Source organism: Acidipropionibacterium jensenii (assembly GCF_005890135.1).
In the GTDB taxonomy this organism is placed as follows: Bacteria; Actinomycetota; Actinomycetes; order Propionibacteriales; family Propionibacteriaceae; genus Acidipropionibacterium; species Acidipropionibacterium jensenii.
Map to the genome: position 1 here is coordinate 2136804 of NZ_CP040635.1, position 19283 is coordinate 2156086.

Consider the following 19283-nt stretch of genomic DNA (forward strand, 5'->3'; position numbering starts at 1 on the left):
AACGCCTACGTCACCGCTCTGCGCGGCGGACGCGTTGCGACAGGGGCCTTCGCCCACTACTACAGCTTCGCAGGGACCGAGAAGCTCCGGGCCAACGCCGACCGAGGCGGCCGCACTGCTCGACAAGGCAGGATGGAGGAAGGGGCCCGACGGGATTCGCACCAAGGACGGCAAGAAGCTCACCCTGCGTCTGGTGACATATGCGTCACGGCCCGATCTGTCGGTCATCATGCAGATCATGGTCTCCCAGCTCAAGCAGCTGGGTATCACATCGACGACATCTGTCGCCGATGACATCGTGGCGACGATGAACAAGGGTGGTTATGACTTGGCGGTCTACGCCCAGCACACGGCGCCGACCGGGGACCCGTCATTCTTCCTCAACCAGTTCTTCCGCTCCGGCGGGGCCAACAACCTCACCGGATACTCGTCGAAGTCCACCGACGCGCTGCTCGATCAGCTGGACGCGATGACTCCCGGCGCCGCCCGTGACGCCAAGGCCGTGCAGATCCAGCACCAGCTCCACGAGGACGAGGCGCTGTTCTACCTGGTCGATCCGCAGTGGTATGTCGCCCTCTCTCAGAGGGTCTCCGCCTACCAGCCCTACGGCGGGGACTACTACATCGTTGATGCCGATTTCGGCCTGAGATGAACGGGGACCGGCCCGCGGCCGGCCACCGCGGGCCGCAACCATTCCTGGTGCGCGGCATGGTCCGCACCCTGCTGCGACAGGTGGCTCTGCTCATCGCCGCCAGTGTGCTGGTCTTCGCACTGACCCGTCTGCTGCCCCAGACGCCGATGGAGGCGTACCTCCAGCACCAGGGCCTTCCCGTCACCCGGGAGGCCGTCGAGGCACTGCGTCATCAGTGGGGCCTGGACGGCTCATGGCTCCACCAGTACGGGCACTGGGCCGGTGGCTTCGTCACGGGAAACTGGGGAGTCTCCCTGGTCTCCGGAGAGGCTGTGGCCCCTGAACTGCTCTCCCGGGTACCCGCCTCCATGACGATCGGACTGGGAAGTCTGCTCCTCGGCGCCGTGGCAGCCTACGTGCTGGGTGTCACCGCCAGCACCTGGGGAGGCGTCTTCGACGTCTTCTCCAGGGCGCTCACGATCATCGAGCAGGCCGTGCCCGGTTCCATGGCCTGCGTCATCGTCATCAACCTCGTCGGGGTGAAGTGGGGATGGGTGAGTTTCTACCGACTGAGTGGTCCCGGGATACTCGTCGCACCGACGCTGGTGATGGCCTTCCTCGTGGCCGGGCCACTCTCCCGGGTGGTCGCGGCCCATGTTGACCAGCTCCGGGTCGAACCCTTCATCCAAGCGGGTCTGGAGCGCGGCGTCAGCTTCACCCGGCTGGCCTGGACCGACGGATGGCGCCCGAGCGTCTACGGACTGGTGTCGGCCATGATCTCCCGGATGGCCAGTGTGCTGGGAGGCGCGGCGGTCGTCGAGTACGTCTTCGCCGTGCCCGGAATGAGCTATCTGCTGATCTCCAGCATCGCCGACCGTGACTACTCGATGGTTCAGGGCTACCTCATGATCATGGTCATCTGGATGCTGATCGCCCGAGGACTGCTCCAAATCGTGCTGTCCGCGCTGGATCCGAGAGCCCGATGAGTGGCAAGGTGCGCGGCGCGAGTGCCGCTGCGGTCCTGGTTGTCCTGGTCGTGGTCTTCGCACTGCCTCATCAGGATCCGACCAGTGTCGACCTCACCGCGATTCTCCAGAATCCGAGCCGGACCCATCTGTTGGGGACAGACGACCTGGGCCGGGACGTCTGGGCACTGCTGGCGGCCGGATTCTGGCGCACCTGCACCGTGGTGATCGTCACATGCGCGATCTCCGTGCTGCTCGGCGTTCCGGCCGGCCTGGCCGCCGGCTTCCTCGGACGCACAACGGACTCCGCCATCTCATCGGTGACCGACCTGGTACTGGTCGTGCCGAGCCTCGTGGTTGCGCTCATCGTCACATCGGTCGTCGGACTGAGTCCTGTGTCTGCAGGAGTCGTGCTGGGACTGTACGGCGCCGGCACCTACGCTCTTCAGACCAGGTCGCTCACCCGGGTGGTGCGCGATCGCGACCATGTTCGCGCTGAGGTCCTGCTGGGCACTCCGCGACCGGTGATCCTGGCCCGCCAGATCCTTCCCGAGATCTCCTCGCCACTTCTGCACTACCTGGGATCGACCGCGGCCGGTGCCATCCTGTCCTTCGCCGGACTTGCTTTTCTCGGCCTGGGAGTGGACGCCACAGTTCCGGACTGGGGGACGATGCTCTACCAGTACCGAAGTCAGACCGGTCATCCCACGCTGCTGCTCGCCCCCAGTCTAGCGATCGCGATCCTGGCCGGGGCGATCCACATGGTGTGCGACGCCCCGGGGAGGAAGAGATGACCGAGATCCTGGCAGCGAACGGACTGGGTTTGCGGACGGGCGGCCGCCACCCGGCCAAGATCCTGGCAGATGTTGACTTCAGCATCAGCACCGGTCAGCGGTGGGGAGTCATCGGTCCCTCCGGGGCCGGTAAGAGCATGCTCCTCCGTTGTCTGACGGCCTCCCAACCCGCGGGAAGCCGACTCGACGGCGGAATCCGGGTCAACGGCACGCCTCTCGACGCCATCGCACCGTCCCGGCGCCGCCAGTTCGTGGCCCGCCACATCGCTGTCCTCCGCCAGGACTCGATCGGCTCGCTCAACCCGTACCAGCGCATCGGCACCCAGTTCCGCCACGTACTGGCGGTCCAACGCCGCACCCGCGGCCCGGTCACCGCAGGCCTGTCCCGCGAATGGCTCGGCCGGGTCGGTCTGCCCGACATCGATCGAATTCTGCACTCCTACCCGCATGAACTCTCCGGTGGCATGAGGCAACGGGTGTCACTGGCCCTGAACCTGTGCGGAGATCAGCCACTCGTGGTGGCCGATGAGCCCACCACCGCCCTGGACATGCCCCACCAGAAGGAGTGCATCGACCTCATCGACCAGATCTGCACGCAACAGCAGCGCGACCTGCTGTTCGTCTCCCACGACCTCGCCCTCGTGTGGAGACTCTGCGAGCACGTCATCGTGATGGAGAACGGTCGGATCATCGAACACGGTCCGGTCGACCAGGTTCTCACCGCCCCCGCCACCGATCTCACCCGCACGCTGCTGGCCCAGACCAGAAAGGTGAGGCCGACATGCCCGTCCTGAGCTACCACGACGTCGGGGTCGTGTACGCGAACCACTCACGCCGCGTTGACGCCCTGTCCGGGGTCACGTTCACCATCGACGAGACAGAGTCCATCGCAGTTGTCGGGGAGTCGGGTTCCGGCAAGTCGACGCTGGGCAAGGTGGGAGTCGGGCTTCTGCGTCCGACCAGTGGATCGGTCGTCTCGGCCGAGGGGATCGACCTGGCGAGTGCCCCTCCTCGGCTGATCCGCACGTTGAGACCCGCCCTGCAGCTCATCACACAGAACCCGTACCAGGCGTTCTCCTCGCGCCTGAGGCTGTCACGCTCGCTACTGCCGGCGGCTCGGCGTTTCCGTCGGAGCTCCGATCCTCGGCAGACTGTGATCGAGCTGTTCGAACGGATGGGCCTGTCGCCGGAGCATCTCGACCGGTACCCGCACGAGCTCTCCGGAGGCCAGCTTCAGCGTGCCGCGCTGGCCCGCGCCCTGCTGCCCGACCCCCGACTGCTCATCGCCGACGAGGTGATGTCCGGCATCGGTGTCGCCGGTCAGGAGGAGGCCACGGAACTCCTGCGCAGTTACCAGGAGGAGCGTGGATTCGCGATGCTGTTCATCACCCATGACCTGGGACTGGCCCGGCAGGTCGCCGATCGGATCCTCGTGATGGAGGACGGCCGCATCGTCGAGCAGGGGCTGCTCAACGAAGTGCTCGACGCTCCCCAGCATCCCGCCACCGCGCGCCTGCTCGAGGCCATTCCCTGCCTGCCGCCCCCGGCTGCATCGGGTCAGGGCCGCACCACCGGCAGTCGCTGCGGGTCACCGACGTCATGACACCGAGCATCTAGGCTGTCGGGGTGGCTCGATTCGTGACGATTGACGACTCCCAGGACCCCCGGCTCGCCGACTACGTGAGTCTGCGCGACGTCAACCTCCGCCGGAGTCTGGAGGCCGCCGAGGGACTGTTCATCGCCGAGGGGGCCAAGATCATCCGGCGTGCCGCCGAGGCGGGCTACCGTCCGCGCTCCTACCTGCTGGCGCCGCGGTGGATCGACGGGCTGCGGGATCTTCTGGACGACGTCGACGTGCCGGTCTACGTCGTGACCGAGGAACTGGCCGAGAAGGTCACCGGGTTCCACGTCCACCGGGGAGCGCTGGCGTCGATGGAGCGGGTGACCCGCTGGTCGGAGGCCGATCTGATGTCGGCCGACCGTCTGGTGGTCTGCGAGGACATCGTCGACCACACCAATGTGGGGGCGATCATCCGGTGCGCCGCCGGACTGGGCTGGGACGGCGTCCTGCTGGCCCCCAGGGCCGCCGATCCGCTGTACCGCAGGGCCATCAAGACGTCGATGGGGACGGTCTTCGCGCTTCCCTGGGCCCGCCTGTCGGACTGGCGTCAGGGCCTGGGCCATCTCAAGGAGCACGGTTTCACGATCGCCGCGATGGCGCTCAGCGATGACTCGGTGAGTCTCGACGAGTTCGCCGCACAGCTGCGCTCCCGGCCCCGCAAGGTGGCCCTGCTGATGGGGACCGAGGGGGCCGGGCTGTCCTCCCACTGGGTGAACCAGGCCGATGTCGTGGTGCGCATCCCGATGCACCACGGCGTCGACTCCCTCAATGTGGCGGCGGCCGCCGCGGTGGCCTGCTACGCACTCGGCCCCGTGCACTAGCAGCAGACGTGCTCCCGGAGGGATCCGGCCCGAGAGGACCGGGGCCTCAGCCCTTGGGGTGGACCGGCCAGTCCTCGGGGAAGAGGTGGTCGAGGTTCTCGTGCTGCTCGTCGAGCTTGCGCCGGGAGCGCTTGGAGAGCCGGTCGCCGAAGACGATCCCGTTGCAGTGGTCGGTCTCGTGCTGGAGACACCGGGCGAAGTAGCCGGTTCCGGTGACCGACAGCGGGGTGCCCCAGGGGTCCTGACCGGTGCAGGTCGCCAGATCGGGGCGGGCCAGCGGCTGGAACCCGCCCGGCCAGGACAGGCAGCCCTCGTCGACCGAGACGAGATTGCGGTCACGGCCGGTGGGCAGGGTGACCTGCGGGTTGCAGATCGCGCCCTTGTGGACCACCCCGTCGTCGTCGGGGCAGTTGTAGATGAACAGGGACAGACTCAGCCCGACCTGGGTGGCGGCCAGGCCGACGCCGTCGGCGGCCGCGTTGGTGACGAACATGTCGCGGATCAGCTCGTGGAGGTCATCGTCGAAGTCGGTGACCGGCTGGGTGCTGGCGTGCAGCACCGGTTCGCTCCACCGGGTCACCCGTCGCAGTGTCCCGCCGGTGAACAGTTCTGCCCACCTGGGATCGTCGGTCGGGGTGTGCTCGCGCATGAAAACTCCTCAGGCTGTTCCGATTCGCCCGCCCGATTCTGCCACCAGTGCCCCTCTCCACACATTTTCTAGACAGTGACGCCGACCAGGACGTGGGTGGCCTCGGGAAGATCGAGGGACAGCCGCTGCCGCCAGCCCTGGGGCCCTCGGGTGAAGCAGGAGACCGTTCCGGCGTCCTGCTGGGCCACCCAGACGCGGTCACCGTCGAGGGTGAGATCGCGCGGTGCGATGCCGCCGCAGTCGAACTCCTCGGCCACCCCCAGCTGCCCCGACCAGGTCGTGAGGGCGTGCGCCCCGGTGATCACCGAGACGGTGCCGACCAGCCGGTTGGCGACCAGCAGGGTGCCGTCGGAGCGGGCCACCAGGCCCGACGGCTGGGAACGGCCGCGCAGGGAGGCCGCCACGGGTTCGTGGGGATGCCAGTCCTTGGCCCAGACGTCGTCCCCGGCGCGGCGGGCCCAGGTGAGCAGGCTGCCCGACAGCTCCCCGCAGACCGTGAGGACCTGGAGGCGCCCCGCGGTGGTGAGGACCAGGTGACGCGGTCCGAATCCGGCCGGAGTCTCGATGCTGCCGATCTGCTCCAGCCCGGCGGGACCGTACTTGAGGATCCGGATCTGGTCGGTGCCGAGATCGGTGACGGCCAGGTGCCCACGGTCCAACCAGGTCACCTGGTGGGCGTGCGGAGCCTCCTGGCGGGAGGCGACCGGCCCATGACCGGTGAACTGCAGGCGCGCCACCTGCCGGGGACCGGACCGCCAGGAGTCGAGCTCGATGACACTGACCTCCCCGGAGCCGTAGTGGGCCACCGCCAGGAGACGTCCGGTCGGGTCGGCCGCGGCGTGGCATGGGAGCCCTCCGCCCAGATCCAGCTCGGCGGCGACCGACAGGTCGCCCGACCGCACCAGCCACAGCCGGGAGTCGCGCTCCCCGATCACCGCCAGCATGCTGCCCAGCGGCACGATCCAGGAGGCGTCGCCGAGGGCCACCTGGCCGGTGGCGGTGGCAGTGAGCTCGGCACGGGGATCTGGCAGGCCGTGGTCGTCGCACGGGGCCTCGACCTCCCAGCTGGAGAGTCCGCCGGGCCCGGCCGCAGTGCTGTAGCCGCTGGCCAGGACGGGGGTGCGCAGCATGGTCATGGCCGAAGACTACGACCTCCAGCGTGTCCACCGGCGGGCCGCTCGAGCCGCGGGCCACAGTGGAGGCGATGACACTCCCCGCCGCGCTGACCGTCCCGCTGGAGGACTTCTGCGTCCACCTCAGAGCGGATCTGCGCCGCTCCCCGCGCACCGTCACCGCCTACCGCACCGACCTGGAGTCTCTGTTCGACCACGCCGCCGACAACGGCGTGACCCGGCTGGCGGAGATCGACGTCTCGGCCCTGCGGTCCTGGCTGGCCGACGGTCGCGGTGCCGCAGAGGCACCGGCGACCCTTCAGCGGCACTGGGCCAGTGCCAGAGTGTTCTTCCGCTGGGCCTGCGCCGAGGGGCTGATCGGTGTCGATCCGGCCGCCCGGCTCAAGGCGGCCAAGGTTCCCCGCCGGCTGCCTCGCACCCTGGGCGTCGACCAGGCGCGACGCCTCCTCGACGACGCGGTGGCATCGGCGAGCACCGACGACTCACCGCAGGGGGCCAGGGATGCGGCGATTCTCGAGGTGCTCTACGGGTCCGGCATCCGGGTGGGGGAGTTGTGCGGACTGGACCTGAGCTCCCTGGACCGGGCACGCGACACCCTCCGGGTGCTCGGCAAGGGGTCGAAGGAGCGCACCGTCCCGCTCGGCGATCCCGGCTGGCGGGCGATCGACGGCTGGCTGTCCAGGCGGTCCGAGTGGCAGACGGCGTCCTCCGGCCAGGCCCTCTTCCTGGGCGCCCGCGGAGCCAGGATCGATCCCCGGGTGGTGCGCCGGATGGTGCACCAGCATCTGCGGTCCGAACCCGGTTCCCCCGATCTGGGCCCTCACGGGCTGCGTCACGCGATGGCGACCCACCTGCTGGAGGGGGGAGCGGACCTGCGCACCGTCCAGGAGATCCTCGGCCACGAGTCCCTGGCGACCACGCAGATCTACACCCACGTCTCGACCGAGCGGCTCAGACGCGCCTTCAACCAGGCCCATCCGAGGGCCTGAGCGGGTCGCTCAACGCGACAGGTGCGGCAGCGGGTCGACCGGGGTCCCGTTGCGCTCCATCCCCAGGTGGAGGTGGCAGCCGGTCGAGAAGCCGGTGCTGCCCACCCGGCCGATGGGCTGGCCGCGCAGCACCACCGCTCCGGCCGCGGTGCCCGGACCCGACAGATGGTTGTAGGTGGTCGCCAGACGCGATCCCGACACCGTCCCGTGGTCGACGACCACCCGGTACCCCCAGGCCGGGTGGTACCCGGAGTAGGACACCCGTCCGGTGGCCGCGGCACGGATCGGGGTGCCGCAGGGGGAGGCGAGATCCACCCCGTCGTGGAGCTTCCACACTCCCCGGACGGGGTGGTGACGCATCCCGAAGACCGAGGAGACCGGGCCCGGGACGGGCCTGAGGAAGGAGCCTGGCTGACCGGCTCCGGTGGCCAGCGGCATGCCGATCCCCTGATCGGGGACCGACCGGGGCGGCGGGGGAGGCCGACGGGGCCGGTGACCCTCGGGGTACAGGCGCACCGTCGCGCCGGGATCACCGGAACCCAGCAGAGACATCGGATCCTGGTAGCTCCTGCCGTTGATCAGCCCCCAGTGCAGGCACGGCCGGGAGCAGTGCCTGAACTCGGCCAGGGTCCCGATGATCTGGCCGACCACGACCGGTTGGCCGACCCGCACCGAGGGGCTGACCGGCAGGTGGCTGATGCGGCGGCCGTCTGCCATCTGCACCACCACGACCGGGCGGCCCGCCACCATGCCGGCCACCGTCACCACCCCCGCTCGCACCGCTGTCACCGGGGCGCCGACCGGTGCGGCGATATCAACCCCTCGGTGGCCGGGCAGCCAGTCCCGGGCCGGAGGATCAAAGCCGTGCAGCACCTCGCCGTCGACCGGTGGTGAGTCGGCTGGAGGAGCTCCGGGACGCGGTGCGGCACCCGCCGAGGAGACGGGCGACATCGCGACATCGGCCAGCGCCCGGGCCGCGGTGGTCGAGGTGAGCAGCATGGTCAGTGGGACCGCCAGCAGCGCCGAACCGAGGGTGAGCGCCGTGCGTCGAGCCGAGGTGGTGAAGGGGTGTCTCATACTGAACGTCTCGTGGCGCGGGCCCGGATCTGCCGCACCGGGCAGAATCTGTGGACAACTCGTCGCTGCGAGTCGCCGGGACTCCGGCTCTGGGGACAACTCGCGGAACCACCACCCCCAGACCCGTCGGGCCCCGGATCGAAGTGGCGCCCACCGTGCCCGCGGCATACACTTGGCCCGCAGTCCGGGCTGTCCCGGACTGACTTCGCATGCGTTCGACTCCCCTGTGGGAGGCCGGAACAACGGTCCCGTCCCGACGGGCAGCTCCCGGCGACGCATCAGGCGGTGGCGCACCACGTCACCGAACAACCGCCGGCGCGCTGTGGCGCGCCCTGATGAAAGGACGAGCCCCATGGCCGTCGTCACCACCCGCCAGCTTCTCGAGAGCGGCGTCCACTTCGGACACCAGACTCGTCGTTGGAACCCGAAGATGAAGCGCTTCATCTTCACCGAGCGCAACGGCATCTACATCATCGACCTCCACCAGTCGCTGAGCTACATCGACAAGGCCTACGCCTTCATCAAGAAGACCGTCGCCAATGGTGGCCAGGTTCTTTTCGTGGGCACCAAGAAGCAGGCCCAGGAGGCCATCGCCGAGCAGGCCGCCCGCGTCGACATGCCCTTCGTCAACCAGCGCTGGCTCGGTGGCATGCTCACCAACTTCCAGACCATCTCCAAGCGGATCGCCCGGCTCAAGGAGCTCGAGGCGATGGATCTGGAGACCGTGGCCGGCTCCGGACGCACGAAGAAGGAGCTGCTGATGCTCTCTCGTGAGAAGGACAAGCTGGCCAAGGACCTGGGCGGCATCCGCGACATGCCCAAGACCCCGCAGGCCGTCTGGATCGTCGACACCAAGAAGGAGCACCTGGCCGTCGATGAGGCGCGCAAGCTGCACATCCCGGTGGTCGCCATCCTCGACACCAACTGCGACCCCGACGAGGTCGACTACGCCATTCCGGGCAACGACGACGCCATTCGCTCCGTCTCCCTGCTCACCCGGATCATCGCCGACGCCGTCGCCGAGGGCCTGGTGCAGCGCTCCAAGGGCAACGAGTCCGCCGAGAAGGGTTCCGAGGCCGAGCCGATGCCCGACTGGGAGCGCGAGCTCCTCGAGGGTTCCGACAAGCCGGCTGACAAGGGCGCCGAGAAGCCTGCCGAGCAGGCCAAGGTCGAGGACGCCGAGACCGCCGAGAAGAGCGACGCCCAGGCCGAGCAGCTCACCGCCGAGGTCGAGGCTGCTGCTGCCGCCAAGCCGGCCGCTCCGGCCAAGCCCGCCGCCCCGGTTGCCGAGGCCCCCGCGGAGAACAACTGAGCCGTCAACCCACACCACGACAGGAATCAATCACAGATGGCAATCAAAGCTGCTGATGTCAAGAAGCTCCGCGACGCCACCGGCGCCGGAATGATGGACGCGAAGAAGGCGCTGACCGAGGCCGAGGGAGACTTCGACAAGGCTGTCGACCTGCTGCGCGTCGCCGGAGCTGCCAAGGCCGCCAAGCGCTCCGACCGTGAGGCCAGCAACGGCCTGGTAGCCGCGGCCGGGCACGCCCTGGTCCACATCGGCTCCGAGACCGACTTCGTGGCCAAGAACGCCGAGTTCATGGCCACCGCCGACCAGATCGCCCAGGCCGTCGAGGACGCCAAGGCCGACGGGAAGGACGCCGCCGGTGCGGCCGCCCTGCCCGACGGGACCACGGTCGCCCAGACCCTGGGGGCGCTGGCCGCCAAGATCGGCGAGAAGATCGAGCTGGCCGACGCCGCGTACTTCGACGGCACCGTCGAGGTCTACCTGCACCGTCGCTCCCAGGACCTGCCCCCGCAGGTCGGCGTGATGGTCGAGTACAAGGGTGACGACGCCGCCGCGATCCACGGCATCTGCCTCCAGATCGCCGCGATGAGCCCCCGCTGGCTGTCGCGCGAGCAGGTTCCCGCCGAGATCGTCGACCACGAGCGCACCGTCGCCCGCGAGATCGCCGTCGAGGAGGGCAAGCCCGAGAAGATCCTCGACCGGATCATCGATGGTCGCCTGAACGGCTTCTTCAAGGAGAACTGCCTGCTCGAGCAGGCTGCCGTCTCCGACGACAAGAAGACCGTGGAGAAGATCCTCAAGGAGGCCGGAGTCACGGTCACCCGGTTCGTGCGGTTCTCCGCCGGGGACTGACCTCCCCGCAGACGGTCCGGACCCCCGGGCCGCTCGAACCCGGCACCCGGCAGGGGCCCCGCCATCAGGCGGGGCCCCTGCCGCATCCGGGTCCGGGAGCGCCGAACCCGGCAGAGTCGGTAAGCTGAGGCGACGCAACAGCCCCGATCCAGGAGAGACGATGCCCACTCCGTACCACCGTGTTCTGCTCAAGCTCTCCGGAGAGGTCTTCGGAGGAGGCGGGATCGGCGTCGATCCCGACGTCGTGGCAGCCAAGGCCCGCGAGATCGCCGATGTCGTCAACGCCGGGGTCCAGGTGGCGATCGTGGTCGGGGGAGGAAACTTCTTCCGCGGCGCCGAGCTCCAGCAGCGCGGAATGGACCGCGACCGCGCGGACTACATGGGCATGCTCGGAACCGTGATGAACTGCCTGGCCCTCCAGGACTTCTGCGAGAAGGAGGGGGTGGCCACCCGGGTCCAGACCGCCATCGCGATGGGCCAGGTCGCCGAGCCCTACATCCCGCGCAAGGCCGAGCGCCATCTCGAGAAGGGACGGGTGGTGATCTTCGGTGCCGGGTCGGGGATGCCCTACTTCTCCACCGACACGGTTGCCGCCCAGCGCGCCCTGGAGATCGGCGCCGACGCCCTCCTGATGGGCAAGCAGGGCACCGACGGGGTCTACGACTGCGACCCGCAGACCCACCCGGAGGCCAAGAAGTTCGACGAGTTGACCTACGATGAGTTCCTGGCCCGCGATCTCAAGGTGGCCGATGCCACCGCGGTGGCGATGGCCCGCGACAACGATCTCACGATGATCTTCTTCAACCTCGAGAAGCGCGGAAATATCGCCAAGGTCATTGCCGGGGAGCCGATTGGCACCACCGTTCACCGTTGAGCCACCCGACCGCACCTCTACCAGACATCAAGCACGAAGGATCAGCAGTGAGTTCAGACATCATCAAGGACGCCGGCGCCAAGATGGCCACCGCCGTCGACCACGCACGTGAGGAGTTCGCGGCGATCCGCACCGGTCGTGCGAACCCTGCGATGTTCAACCACATCATGGTGGACTACTACGGCGCCATGACCCCCCTCCAGCAGCTGGCCACCTTCCAGGTTCCCGAGGCCCGCACCGTGCTCATCGCCCCCTACGACAAGAGCTCGGTGAACGAGGTCGAGAAGGCCGTGCGCGACTCTGACCTGGGCGTCAACCCGTCCAGCGACGGCAACATCGTGCGCTGCGTGCTGCCGGCCCTCACCGAGGACCGCCGCAAGGAGTACATCAAGCTGGCCAAGGCGAAGGCCGAGGAGGGACGCATCGCGGTGCGCAGCATCCGACGCTCCTCCAACGACGTGCTGAAGAAGCAGGAGAAGGACAAGGAGATCACCGAGGACCAGCTGACCCGTTCCGAGAAGGAGCTGGACCAGGTGACCAAGAAGCACGTCGACCAGATCGACGCCCTGCTCAAGGCCAAGGAGTCCGAGCTGCTCGAGGTCTGAGCACTCCTCCCCACCGACCGTGACCACACCACCGACACCCCAGTCCGCTCCCGCCCACGAGCGGACTCCCAGGGCCGGGCGAGATCTGCCCGCTGCGATCGTGACCGGGGTCGTCCTGGTCGTCATCGTGGTCGGCACCGTGCTGTGGTGGCACTGGGGATTCGTCATCTTCGTGGCCCTGGCGCTGAGCATCGGGGCGGTGGAACTGCACCGGGCGATGGGCCGGCTCGGGATGCACTCGGCGGTGGTCCCGATCGTGGTGGGCACGGTCCTGATGCTGCTCGGCGCCTTCGCGGCCGCCGCCTACGACCTGCCGATCGGCGCCAACACCCTGCTGGTCGCCGGTCTGGGACTCACCTCGGCGGTCTCCATGCTGTGGCGGCTGCCGGGCGGGCCGAAGGGGTTCGTGGCCGACGCCGCCGCCAGCCTGTTCACCATCGCCTACCTGCCGCTGATGGGATGCTTCATCCCGCTGATGATGGCCGACACCCTCGGGGACCGGCGGATCATCGCCTGGATGCTCTGCGTGATCGCCTCGGACACCGGCGGATACACCGTCGGCGTCCTCCTCGGCCGGCACCCGATGGCCCCCAGAATCAGCCCGAAGAAGAGCTGGGAGGGAATGGCCGGGTCGGTCGTGACCGCGATGCTGGTCGGTGCCGGCTGCGCGGTGTGGGGTCTGGGAGCGCCGGCCTGGGTCGGTGTGCTCCTGGGCGGAGTACTCTCGGTAGCCGCTACCTGCGGAGATCTTGTCGAGTCGATGATCAAGCGCGACGCCGGGTTGAAGGACATGTCCCACTTCCTTCCCGGCCACGGCGGTGTGATGGATCGGCTCGACTCCATGCTGCTGTCCGCCCCGTTCGCGTGGGCTGTGCTCTCCCTGTGCCTGTAGGGCCCGTGCGCCTGCAGGTGGACCGGGGAGGGCCACGGACGCAGAGCGCCGCTGACTGTCCATCGAGGAGTGTGTGATGTCCACCGAGCCGCGTCCAGCCGTGTCCCCATCGGGACTGGTGCTGCCGATCACCCCGCTGGCGGAACCCGGCACGGAGATGCCGGTGGTGCTGCGCAGCCCGAGTCGCACAAAGCCGCCCCGCCACTGGATCGACCTGTCTGTCGACGAACGCGTCGAGGCGGTCAAGGAGATGGGTCTTCCGGGCTTCCGCGCCCGCCAGATCTCCGACCACGTCTTCGTCCGACACGAACTGGATCCCCAGCAGTGGACGGATCTGCCGAAGGCGGCCCGCACACCGATCGCCGAGACCTGGTTCCCCGAGCTCCTCACCGAGGTGTCCCGGCAGTCCTGCGACAACGGCACCACCGTCAAGACCCTGTGGCGACTGCACGGCGGGTCCCTGGTCGAGTCGGTGCTGATGCACTACCGGGCCACCCGGCACTCCTCGGCGCGCACCACCCTGTGCATCTCCTCCCAGGCCGGGTGCGGGATGGCCTGTCCGTTCTGCGCCACCGGCCAGGGCGGTATCCAGCGCAACATGTCGACCGCCGAGATCGTCGCCCAGGTGCTGGCCGCCGACCAGCTGCTCGCCTCGGGACAGGTGCCGGGGGCCGAGCGGGTCTCCAACATCGTCTTCATGGGGATGGGCGAGCCGATGGCCAACTACCGGTCCGTGATGGCAGCGGTGCGCACCTTCATCGCCCCGGCGCCCAACGGCATCGGCATGAGCGCCCGTGGCATCACGGTGTCAACGGTCGGTCTGGTGCCCAGGATCAAGGCCTTCACCGAGGAGGGCATCCCGGCCACCCTGGCGGTCTCCCTGCACGCCCCCGACGACGAGCTGCGCGACGAGCTCATCCCCGCCAACCGGCGGTGGAAGGTCGACGAGCTGCTGGACGCCGCCTGGGAGTACGCCCACCGCACCGGGCGGCGGGTCTCCATCGAGTACGCCCTGATGCGCGACATCAACGACCAGGCGGACCGGGCCGCCGCCCTGGCACGTCAGATCCGTCGTCGTGGCGACTGGACCTGGGCCCACGTGAACCTCATCCCGCTCAACCCCACCCCCGGCTCCCGGTGGACGGCGTCACGGCCCGAGGACCAGGACGCCTTCGTCACCACCCTGGAACGCTGGAAGATCCCGGTGACCGTCCGCGACACCCGCGGGTCGGAGATCGACGGGGCGTGCGGACAGCTGGCGGCCAGGGGCCGCGCCGAGGGGATGGGCGCCTGAGGGGCCAGTCCTCGGTACGGGTGCTCGATCGGACACCCGGTCCCGGTCTCGGGCCGGGGGACCGGCGTCCGGTCTCGTGGCCGGGGCGACCGGCGTGGCGATCGGTCAGGGAACGATCGACATGAAGAGGAAGGCTGCCAGCACGACCAGGTGCAGGGCACCGTGGAGGCGGGTGACCCGCTGGCCGGAGACCGTCAGCATGCCCACCGCCATCGTGGTGATGAGCAGCACGATCTGAAGGTTCCCCAGGCCCAGCTCGAGCTGCACGTCCAGCAGCGGGCTGAGAGCCGCCAGGGTGGGCACGGTGAGTCCGATGCTGGCGATCGCCGAGCCGAAGGCCAGGTTGATCCCCACCTGGAGGTGTCCGCGCTTTCCCGCGTTGTACGCGGCGATGGTCTCGGGGGCCAGCACCAGCAGGGCGATGATCACCCCGACGAAGGTCTGCGGCAGGTTGGCCGCGGCCACCCCGGCCTCGATGGCGGGGGACTCCACCTTGGCCAGCCCGACCACCGCGATGAGCGCGCACACCAGCAGCCCGACGCTCATCATGGCCACCTTGGTGGGCGGCGGATCGGCATGGGCCGAGGCCGTGATGATGTTGCCCTTGCGGTTGAGCGGCAGGAAGAAGTCGCGGTGCTGGACCGACTGGGTCATCACGAAGGTGACGTACACCACGATCGACGCGACCGCCTCGAAGGCGAGCTGGCTGCCGGTGAGGAAGGCCCCGTTGGCGGAGGTGGTGAACCGGGGCACCACCAGGGTGAGCGCGGCCAGCACGACCACGGTCGCCAGCGCGGCGGCCGAACCCTCCTCGTTGATCCGTCCGCTCTCCCCCTTGCGCCTGCCGGTGCCGGCCAGGATGGACAGCCCGAGGATGCCGTTGCAGGTGATCATCACGGCCGAGAACACCGTGTCCCGGGCCAGACTCTGGGTCTCTGATCCGGAGGAGGAGGTCATCAGCATGATGATGAGGCCCACCTCGATCACCGTGACCGCGACGGCGAGGATGAGCGAGCCGAAGGGTTCACCCACCCGGGCTGCGACCACCTCGGCGTGTTCGACGGCCGACAGCACCGATGCGGCGAGAATGATGGCCACCACCACCGAGATGACGACCGGGAGGTCCCGGTGCCAGGTCAGTGCGAGGGTGACCAGACCCACAGCCGGCGCCCCTGTCGTCCATCGGGGCAGAAGAGAACGTGCGGATTGAGGTGCAGTCTTCGACATTGGTCGTATTGTCCCGTGCCGGGCAAATCGCCGCAAACCACGACGGGGAACCCGCCATCGCACGACGGCCGGCTCCCGTGGCCCCGCGGAGGGCGGCCGGGGCCGGATGACTGAGCCGACGTGCCACACTGGGCCCCGTGACTGTCCTGCTGGAGATCCTGGGTGCGCTGCTGTTCTTCGCACTCATCATTGTGTCGGTCTGCCTGCACGAGGCCGGTCACTTCATCCCCGCCAAGATCTTCGGGATCAAGGTCACAGAGTTCTTCGCCGGCTTCGGGCCGAGGATCTGGTCGCGGCGTCGCGGCGAGACCGAGTACGGCCTCAGATGGATACCGGCGGGCGGCTACGTCAAACTCGTCGGGATGTTCCCCCCGCAGGTGACGCGGCGTCACCCCAACTGGCTCACCCGGCTGGCCGACGAGGCCCACGAGGCCGAGCGTGACGACTGGACCCCCGCCGACAACGGACGGCTGTTCTCCCAGAAGCCGATCTGGCAGCGGCTGATCGTGATGAGCGGAGGCATCCTCACCAACCTGCTGCTGGCCTTCCTCATCTTCTGGGCGGTCTTCGGGATCTACGGGCGCACCGGGGAGACCACCACCGTCGCCACTGTCTCCGAGTGCATGATCCCCGCATCGCGCTCGGCATCAACCTGCCAGCTGGGCGACGCCGAGACCCCCGCCCATGCCATCGGGCTGCGCGCCGGGGACCGCATCGTCTCCTTCAACGGCACCGCGATCGGCTCCTGGTCCCAGCTCTCCGAGCTGATCCGGGCCAACCGGGACGGTGCCGCCGCCGTGGTGGTGGAGCGCGCCGGGTCCACCGTGAGGCTGCCCGCCACCCGCACCGTGCTCAACCAGGTGGTCAACCGGCTGGACCCGGGGAGCACCGTGGAGGCCGGCTTCCTGGGATTCGCGCCGGCCACCGAGATCATCCACTCCGGGCCCGCCGACACCGTCGCCCAGATGTGGACGATGTCCAAGCAGTCCCTCTACGCCCTGGTGCGCCTGCCGGTGCTCACCTGGAATGTCGGCGTCGACATGGTCACCGGGCAGGCCCGCAGCCTGTCGAGCCCGATGAGCATCGTCGGCGCCTCTCGTGTCGCCGGCGATGTGGCCGGCGACACGCGGCTGAGCACCGGCGACAAGCTGGCGATGGGCGGCAGTCTGCTCGGCTCGCTCAACCTTTTCCTGTTCTGGCTCAACGTCGTCCCGCTGCTGCCGATGGACGGCGGTCACATCGCCGGGGCTCTCTACGAGGCCTGCAAGCGGGTCGTCTGGAGGATGCGCGGCAAGGGAGATCCCGGACCCGTCGACACCGCGATGATGATCCCGGTGGCCTGGGCGATCGGGGCCGTCATGGTGGTGATGGGGGCGGTACTCATCATCGCCGACATCGTCTCCCCGGTGAAGATCCTCTGAGCCGCGGGCGGCCTTCGCCGGGCAGTGACACACTGGCTGGTGGATCTGGCTGACAGATACTGGTAGATGGATAGCGTCGACACAGGAGCAACACCGCGATGACCGTGAACCTGGGAATGCCCACTCCACCGGCCCCCACCCTCGCGCCCCGCCGCAGGACCCGGCAGATCCGGGTGGGAGATGTCCTGGTCGGCGGTGACGCCCCGATCTCCGTGCAGTCCATGACCACCACCAAGACCCATGACATCGGCGCCACCCTCCAGCAGATCGCCGCCCTCACCGCCGCCGGCTGCGACATCGTGCGGGTGGCCTGCCCGACCGACAAGGACGCCGAGGCTCTGCCCGTGATCGCCCGGCAGTCCCAGATCCCGGTGATCGCCGACATCCACTTCCAGCCGAAGTACGTCTTCGCAGCCATCGAGGCCGGCTGCGGTGCGGTGCGCGTCAACCCCGGCAACATCCGCAAGTTCGACGACCAGATCGCCGCCATCTGCGCGAGTGCCGCTGAGCACCAGGTGAGCCTGCGGATCGGCGTCAACGCCGGATCCCTGGACCCCCGGCTGCTGGCCAGGTACGGCGCCCCCACCGCCGAGGCGCTCGTCGAGTCGGCGCTGTGGGAGGCCAGCCTGTTCGAGCAGGTCGGCTTCCACGACTTCAAGATCTCGGTGAAGCACCACGACCCGGTCGTGATGATCAGGGCGTACGAGCAGCTCTCCGAGCAGTGCGACTACCCCCTCCACCTGGGAGTCACCGAGGCCGGACCGGCCTTCCAGGGCACCATCAAGTCGGCGGTGGCCTTCGGGCACCTGCTCTCCGAGGGGATCGGCGACACCATTCGCGTCTCGCTGTCGGCCGACCCGGTCGAGGAGGTCAAGGTCGGCATCAAGATCCTGGAGTCGCTCAACCTGCGGCCGCGAGGGCTGGAGATCGTCTCCTGTCCCTCCTGCGGACGCTGCCAGGTCGACGTCCTCACCCTGGCCAACGAGGTGACCGACGCCCTGGAGGGGATCACCGCCCCGCTCCGGGTGGCGGTGATGGGATGCGTGGTCAACGGACTGGGGGAGGGTCGGGAGGCCGACCTGGGAGTGGCCGCCGGCAACGGCAAGGGCAAGATCTTCATGCACGGCGAGGTGATCCGCACAGTTCCCGAGCACGAGATCGTGGCCACCCTGGTCGATGAGGCCAACCGAATGGCAGCAGAGATGAGTGACACCGGTGACCCTGTGGTCTCGGTCTCCTGAGGTGGCCACCCGGGTTCGCACCCTCGACGACGCCGACCTGGCCGACGTCATGGAGCTGTTGTCGACGGACCCGGTCGGCAATGTCTTCCTGCTGTCGAGATTCGGACAGTTCGGTCTGGAGCGCCACCGGCTCGGCTGCTACGTCTTCGGCGCCTGGTCCGGTGAGCGGCTGGTCGGCGTGCTGCACGCCGGAGCCAATCTGGTGCCGGTGTGCACCGAGCCCGGGGTACTGGGGCGGCTGGCCGCCCATGTGGGTCCCTGGCGCCATGCCACCTCCATCATGGGACGCGCCGACCTGGTGATCGCCCTGCACACCGAACTGGCCCGCCGATGGGGTCGGCCGTGGGCCCAGGCCCGGGAGATCAGGGCGCACCAGCCGCTGATGGTGATGGGCCCTCACCCCGTGGTTGCGGCGGACCCGCGGGTGACGCTGGTGACCGGGCGCCACTTCAACTCCTACTTCGAGGCCGCGGTGGCGATGTACACCGAGGAGGTCGGCGTCACCCCGTTGGACTCCAGCAACGGCTACCGGCGTCACATGTCCGCTCTGGTGGATCTGCACAACTGCTTCGGGATCGTCGACGACGGGGTGGTGCGGTTCAAGTCCGACATCGGGGTGGCCTGGCGCGACGTCTGCCAGATCCAGGGAGTCTGGATGGATCCCGCCTGGCGTCACCACGGCTCCGCGGCCGCGGCGATGGCGGGGGTCGTGGAGCTGTGCCGGAGGCGCTATCCGACGGTCTCGCTGTACGTCAACGACTTCAACACCCCCGCGCTGAAGATGTACCGACGGGTGGGTTTCACGCAGGTCGGCGAGATGGCCACGGTCTTGTACTGAAACATCGTTGTAATGGGGTCGCGACGACCCGTAACACGGTGAGGGCAGCA

20 protein-coding genes are annotated in these 19283 nt (G+C 68.8%); 16 read left to right on the plus strand and 4 right to left on the minus strand.

Annotated elements, in window-relative coordinates:
- Positions 1 to 34: 34 nt before the first annotated feature.
- Genes FEZ32_RS14065 through FEZ32_RS09550 form a run of 6 tightly spaced genes read left to right on the plus strand, consistent with a single transcriptional unit; the run spans position 35 to position 4832 of the window.
- A complete protein-coding gene (locus tag FEZ32_RS14065; protein WP_276338736.1) occupies positions 35 to 652 on the plus strand; it encodes an ABC transporter substrate-binding protein in 618 nt (205 codons plus the stop codon).
- A complete protein-coding gene (locus FEZ32_RS09530; RefSeq protein WP_138680484.1) occupies positions 649 to 1617 on the plus strand; it encodes an ABC transporter permease in 969 nt (322 codons plus the stop codon). Before FEZ32_RS14065 ends, FEZ32_RS09530 begins: the two co-directional genes overlap by 4 nt.
- Positions 1614 to 2390 (plus strand): ABC transporter permease, encoded by a 777-nt coding sequence (locus FEZ32_RS09535; protein WP_138680485.1) that lies wholly within the window; start codon positions 1614 to 1616, stop codon positions 2388 to 2390. The genes FEZ32_RS09530 and FEZ32_RS09535 overlap by 4 nt, the downstream gene beginning before the upstream one ends.
- Positions 2387 to 3184 carry an ABC transporter ATP-binding protein gene (locus tag FEZ32_RS09540; RefSeq protein WP_138680486.1) on the plus strand — a complete coding sequence of 266 codons (798 nt, stop codon included), beginning with the start codon at positions 2387 to 2389 and terminating at the stop codon, positions 3182 to 3184. The genes FEZ32_RS09535 and FEZ32_RS09540 overlap by 4 nt, the downstream gene beginning before the upstream one ends.
- On the plus strand, positions 3172 to 3993 hold the full coding sequence (locus tag FEZ32_RS09545; RefSeq protein ID WP_138680487.1) for an ABC transporter ATP-binding protein: 822 nt from the start codon (positions 3172 to 3174) through the stop codon (positions 3991 to 3993). Before FEZ32_RS09540 ends, FEZ32_RS09545 begins: the two co-directional genes overlap by 13 nt.
- Positions 3994 to 4016: 23 nt before the next feature.
- Positions 4017 to 4832: a TrmH family RNA methyltransferase gene (locus FEZ32_RS09550; protein WP_097798601.1), complete on the plus strand. Its 816-nt coding sequence runs from the start codon at positions 4017 to 4019 to the stop codon at positions 4830 to 4832.
- Between the two features lie 46 nt (positions 4833 to 4878).
- Here FEZ32_RS09550 and def read toward each other — a convergent pair whose 3' ends face one another.
- Together def and FEZ32_RS09560 are read right to left on the minus strand one after the other, a co-directional pair.
- Positions 4879 to 5481, minus strand: coding sequence for a peptide deformylase (gene def / locus FEZ32_RS09555; protein WP_097828158.1), 603 nt, complete (start codon positions 5479 to 5481; stop codon positions 4879 to 4881).
- Positions 5482 to 5549: 68 nt separating this feature from the next.
- The gene (locus FEZ32_RS09560; protein ID WP_138680488.1) at positions 5550 to 6617 is read right to left on the minus strand and encodes a lactonase family protein; all 1068 of its coding nucleotides are present in this window, start codon (positions 6615 to 6617) and stop codon (positions 5550 to 5552) included.
- A gap of 68 nt (positions 6618 to 6685) precedes the next feature.
- Between FEZ32_RS09560 and FEZ32_RS09565 the strand changes: the two genes are divergently transcribed.
- Positions 6686 to 7603, plus strand: coding sequence for a tyrosine recombinase XerC (locus tag FEZ32_RS09565; protein ID WP_097798604.1), 918 nt, complete (start codon positions 6686 to 6688; stop codon positions 7601 to 7603).
- Positions 7604 to 7612: 9 nt separating this feature from the next.
- Here the strand turns inward: FEZ32_RS09565 and FEZ32_RS09570 are convergent, their stop codons facing one another.
- Positions 7613 to 8680, minus strand: a complete 1068-nt coding sequence (locus FEZ32_RS09570; protein ID WP_051238102.1) for a M23 family metallopeptidase — start codon at positions 8678 to 8680, stop codon at positions 7613 to 7615.
- 352 nt (positions 8681 to 9032) lie between these two features.
- Here FEZ32_RS09570 and rpsB point away from each other — a divergent pair, with 352 nt between their 5' ends.
- The 6 genes from rpsB (at position 9033) to rlmN (ending at position 14506) form a co-directional block, all read left to right on the plus strand.
- Complete coding sequence (gene rpsB, locus FEZ32_RS09575) at positions 9033 to 9992, plus strand: 30S ribosomal protein S2 (RefSeq protein WP_028702341.1); 960 nt, start codon at positions 9033 to 9035, stop codon at positions 9990 to 9992.
- A gap of 36 nt (positions 9993 to 10028) precedes the next feature.
- Positions 10029 to 10841: a translation elongation factor Ts gene (gene tsf, locus FEZ32_RS09580; protein ID WP_028702342.1), complete on the plus strand. Its 813-nt coding sequence runs from the start codon at positions 10029 to 10031 to the stop codon at positions 10839 to 10841.
- 160 nt (positions 10842 to 11001) lie between these two features.
- The gene (gene pyrH / locus FEZ32_RS09585) at positions 11002 to 11715 is read left to right on the plus strand and encodes a UMP kinase (RefSeq protein ID WP_028702343.1); all 714 of its coding nucleotides are present in this window, start codon (positions 11002 to 11004) and stop codon (positions 11713 to 11715) included.
- A gap of 83 nt (positions 11716 to 11798) precedes the next feature.
- On the plus strand, positions 11799 to 12320 hold the full coding sequence (gene frr / locus FEZ32_RS09590; RefSeq protein ID WP_051238113.1) for a ribosome recycling factor: 522 nt from the start codon (positions 11799 to 11801) through the stop codon (positions 12318 to 12320).
- A gap of 19 nt (positions 12321 to 12339) precedes the next feature.
- Positions 12340 to 13212, plus strand: coding sequence for a phosphatidate cytidylyltransferase (locus tag FEZ32_RS09595; protein WP_028702345.1), 873 nt, complete (start codon positions 12340 to 12342; stop codon positions 13210 to 13212).
- Between the two features lie 76 nt (positions 13213 to 13288).
- Positions 13289 to 14506 (plus strand): dual-specificity RNA methyltransferase RlmN, encoded by a 1218-nt coding sequence (gene rlmN / locus FEZ32_RS09600; RefSeq protein ID WP_097798606.1) that lies wholly within the window; start codon positions 13289 to 13291, stop codon positions 14504 to 14506.
- A 105-nt stretch (positions 14507 to 14611) separates the two neighbouring features.
- On the opposite strand, the gene FEZ32_RS09605 is transcribed toward rlmN, so the two are convergent.
- Complete coding sequence (locus FEZ32_RS09605) at positions 14612 to 15667, minus strand: calcium:cation antiporter (protein WP_232020931.1); 1056 nt, start codon at positions 15665 to 15667, stop codon at positions 14612 to 14614.
- Positions 15668 to 15870: 203 nt separating this feature from the next.
- Between FEZ32_RS09605 and FEZ32_RS09610 the strand changes: the two genes are divergently transcribed.
- The 3 genes from FEZ32_RS09610 (at position 15871) to FEZ32_RS09620 (ending at position 19233) form a co-directional block, all read left to right on the plus strand.
- A complete protein-coding gene (locus tag FEZ32_RS09610; protein WP_138680490.1) occupies positions 15871 to 17154 on the plus strand; it encodes a M50 family metallopeptidase in 1284 nt (427 codons plus the stop codon).
- Between the two features lie 98 nt (positions 17155 to 17252).
- A complete protein-coding gene (gene ispG / locus FEZ32_RS09615) occupies positions 17253 to 18395 on the plus strand; it encodes a flavodoxin-dependent (E)-4-hydroxy-3-methylbut-2-enyl-diphosphate synthase (protein WP_097798609.1) in 1143 nt (380 codons plus the stop codon).
- Between the two features lies 1 nt (position 18396).
- Positions 18397 to 19233: a GNAT family N-acetyltransferase gene (locus FEZ32_RS09620; RefSeq protein WP_097828810.1), complete on the plus strand. Its 837-nt coding sequence runs from the start codon at positions 18397 to 18399 to the stop codon at positions 19231 to 19233.
- The last annotated feature ends 50 nt before the right edge of the window (positions 19234 to 19283 follow it).

Bases quoted from the DNA above. Each gene is read 5' to 3' on its own strand.
- FEZ32_RS09530 (WP_138680484.1), top strand. From the start codon at position 649: ATGAACGGGGACCGGCCCGCGGCCGGCCACCGCGGGCCGCAACCATTC.
- FEZ32_RS09535 (WP_138680485.1), top strand. From the start codon at position 1,614: ATGAGTGGCAAGGTGCGCGGCGCGAGTGCCGCTGCGGTCCTGGTTGTC.
- FEZ32_RS09540 (WP_138680486.1), top strand. From the start codon at position 2,387: ATGACCGAGATCCTGGCAGCGAACGGACTGGGTTTGCGGACGGGCGGC.
- FEZ32_RS09545 (WP_138680487.1), top strand. From the start codon at position 3,172: ATGCCCGTCCTGAGCTACCACGACGTCGGGGTCGTGTACGCGAACCAC.
- def (WP_097828158.1), bottom strand. From the start codon at position 5,481: ATGCGCGAGCACACCCCGACCGACGATCCCAGGTGGGCAGAACTGTTC.
- FEZ32_RS09560 (WP_138680488.1), bottom strand. From the start codon at position 6,617: ATGACCATGCTGCGCACCCCCGTCCTGGCCAGCGGCTACAGCACTGCG.
- FEZ32_RS09565 (WP_097798604.1), top strand. From the start codon at position 6,686: ATGACACTCCCCGCCGCGCTGACCGTCCCGCTGGAGGACTTCTGCGTC.
- FEZ32_RS09570 (WP_051238102.1), bottom strand. From the start codon at position 8,680: ATGAGACACCCCTTCACCACCTCGGCTCGACGCACGGCGCTCACCCTC.
- rpsB (WP_028702341.1), top strand. From the start codon at position 9,033: ATGGCCGTCGTCACCACCCGCCAGCTTCTCGAGAGCGGCGTCCACTTC.
- tsf (WP_028702342.1), top strand. From the start codon at position 10,029: ATGGCAATCAAAGCTGCTGATGTCAAGAAGCTCCGCGACGCCACCGGC.
- pyrH (WP_028702343.1), top strand. From the start codon at position 11,002: ATGCCCACTCCGTACCACCGTGTTCTGCTCAAGCTCTCCGGAGAGGTC.
- frr (WP_051238113.1), top strand. From the start codon at position 11,799: ATGGCCACCGCCGTCGACCACGCACGTGAGGAGTTCGCGGCGATCCGC.
- rlmN (WP_097798606.1), top strand. From the start codon at position 13,289: ATGTCCACCGAGCCGCGTCCAGCCGTGTCCCCATCGGGACTGGTGCTG.
- ispG (WP_097798609.1), top strand. From the start codon at position 17,253: ATGACCGTGAACCTGGGAATGCCCACTCCACCGGCCCCCACCCTCGCG.